The organism is Nostoc sp. (genome assembly GCF_041747015.1).
Taxonomy (GTDB): Bacteria; Cyanobacteriota; Cyanobacteriia; order Cyanobacteriales; family Nostocaceae; genus Nostoc.
Window position 1 is genome coordinate 1 of record NZ_JBGTFY010000210.1, and the last position, 2,541, is coordinate 2,541.

Consider the following 2,541-nt stretch of genomic DNA (forward strand, 5'->3'; position numbering starts at 1 on the left):
GAGGCGACGCGACCCCCAAGGGAGCGATCGCCACCTGCACATTCACCCAGTATTTCTTGGAGATAGAGCGGTACTACAAGAACTGAAATTAATTAGCGATCGCCACCTGCACATTCACCCAGTATTTCTTGACTACCCTCAAACATGGTTTCAGGTCATCTAGTATCTTTTAAGCCCATTTCTAACGGCAGCAAGAATTGCTTGACCTTGCTGATTTAACGGTAATTCCCTGGATGAATATAATAATTGTGCTGTTCTTTCAGCATCATCAAAGCGAAATCCAAGCTGTTCTACTGCTCTTTTCCAATAGTTGAACAAGTAAGGCAAAATAATACGTCGATACACGGCGGGTTGAGAGTTAGTTAGTCTATAGACATCTTCAAAAATAGAAATGTGTACTCTGAAAACCTCAATTAAAGGTGCATTTTGCTGTAGAGTTGCTGCTACAAGCCCGATGATTGGCAAAATTTTATCTGGCGAACTAAGGGGTTGGTATTGGCTAATTAGATCAGCACAAGTTGATTGTTGCAAGTAGACTTGCTCAAAAATTTCAGTAACAGTTGTCCAAAATGTCTGAGTTCCCCATGTTGCACCAATTTCTCGGCACATTTCTGCTATTTCCATAGCTTGGTCTCTTGCCTTTCCATTATACTTGAGGGGGGATTACCTGTTGATGCAAGAATAGTAAAGTATCCATTTATATGAGCAAACACAACAAATAGACTTCTCCATGCATTAACACTCTTGCACTGCTGCAATGAAAACTCATGGCTGTTATTTGATAATATAGAAGCATCTGATGAGTCACTGAACAGGGCTGTTGGCAGAACATAGTCACTTGACACTAATGGATTACCAGATAAAAATGTTTGAAGAATATTTGAAAAATTTCCGAATAAGGGTTCTATTGAATCATCGAAATTAGAGTTGATGATACTACTTTCACTAATGTTAGGCTTACAATTGAGCAACTGCTCTGCGGCTTGATTCCAAGGCTCGAATGCAGTGTATAAATCACCAATAATTAACCATTTTGCTATTGCAAGCTCACCTAACGCTATCACTAACTCGTATTCTGGAATTTTTGGAGAGGATTGTGCTAGATTAACAGCCTGTTGAGCATATTGAAGCGATAAGTAGGGTTCTTGAATAGCGCTCGTTCGACTGAGCCTTAAAAGTGCATACATTCTCAATATCGGATATGATTCTGTCTGCTGTTCTAAGGCTTGAGTAAAGCAACTAATTGCCTCATCATAACGATTGGCATAACTAAGCTGCCGGCCCAAACACTCTTTAAGAATAAATTGAACACGAGGGTCATTGGAAGCACAGGCAATCGTTGATTCAGCAATCTCTATTGCCAAATCGAGGTTATTACTGTATTCTGCGAGCTGGTGTTTGATTAGCGATCGCTGAACCTAAACAAAATTCATTTTGAGCGACGGGCGCGGCGGAGAAAGTGCCTTCTCTACGAGACGCTACGCGAACATGACAGTCTTTAGGCTCAACACCATAATCCTGGTTTTCAGCCAAAAACGTTCGCGCAGCGTCTCGTAGAGAGGCGGGATTACTCAGTGCAGCATCCACAAGCGTTTCGGCTTTTCTTAGTGCCATTCGGGGTTAAACCCTTGAGCATTCGTTCACGGCTTCTTGTCAGGAGTCAGAATTCCTTCTGCCTCCTGACAAAAAGCCTTTCTTCGATAAGATGACTAAATTGTGGTTGCCAAATTAACTTTGATAATCAGATCATTAAAGTCCTTGTCGCCACCACTAGACAAATCCTCAAAGCCAAAAGTATTACTAGCTAACAGGCGAATGTGATCTGACTTATCAGAATTAGCACCCAAAAATGGGAAATAAACCGCCGGATCATTATTGAAATTGTTATCTAAAAGCGTATCAGCTCTACCATCAACAATAATGAATGGAGCAAAAATCGCACCAGGTTGGAAAGTACCAGTGGAAGTAGCAGTACCTTGATTACTCACACTCAAATCAATACCAGCAACCCGACCACGCACAGCAGCCTGAGTATAACCAGCCGCTCCCGTGAGAATATCAGCCTGACCGTCGCCATTGGTATCAATTCCACCATTTTCATCAGTCACTTGATAAAAGCCGACATAATTGTTGTAAGATGCCTCTCTGTAAACATTAAATTCCGCTTGGACTGATTGCTCGACATCTCGCAAATCAATCACTTCTCCTTGGAATTGACCTTGAAGATTTGTACCCAAAGGTAAAGCTTGATTTGTCTGGTTAATTTTCACCACCAGATCATTAAACTCTGTAGAACTCTTACCAGAAGCATCCTTCCAACCTAAAGAGAAACTATTATCACCCAAGTCGGTAATTTTTTGGGTTGAGACACTAGAAAATAGTAACTTGCCGATGGAATTAGGATCATTGCGTACAGCATCAAGCGTACCGTCTTGAACTAACAAAAATCTAAAATTCTGACCAGAGTCCAATTGCAGCAGCCTGGTGAGATTATTAGTATCAAAGCCATTGGGGTTATTAGCGATCGCAGATAAAATTACT

Annotated in this window: 4 protein-coding genes; all 4 read right to left on the bottom strand. The window is 41.2% G+C overall.

Features of this window, described 5'->3' with window-relative positions:
* Positions 1-159: 159 nt before the first annotated feature.
* Positions 160-624 carry a hypothetical protein gene (locus ACEW80_RS17315; protein ID WP_373527781.1) on the bottom strand — a complete coding sequence of 155 codons (465 nt, stop codon included), beginning with the start codon at positions 622-624 and terminating at the stop codon, positions 160-162.
* Positions 615-1,364, bottom strand: a complete 750-nt coding sequence (locus tag ACEW80_RS17320; protein ID WP_373527782.1) for a hypothetical protein — start codon at positions 1,362-1,364, stop codon at positions 615-617. Before ACEW80_RS17320 ends, ACEW80_RS17315 begins: the two co-directional genes overlap by 10 nt.
* 10 nt (positions 1,365-1,374) lie before the next feature.
* The gene (locus ACEW80_RS17325) at positions 1,375-1,614 is read right to left on the bottom strand and encodes a hypothetical protein (protein WP_373527783.1); all 240 of its coding nucleotides are present in this window, start codon (positions 1,612-1,614) and stop codon (positions 1,375-1,377) included.
* 95 nt (positions 1,615-1,709) lie between these two features.
* On the bottom strand, positions 1,710-2,541 hold an 832-nt coding region (locus ACEW80_RS17330), incomplete at its 5' end, for a DUF4114 domain-containing protein (protein WP_373527784.1).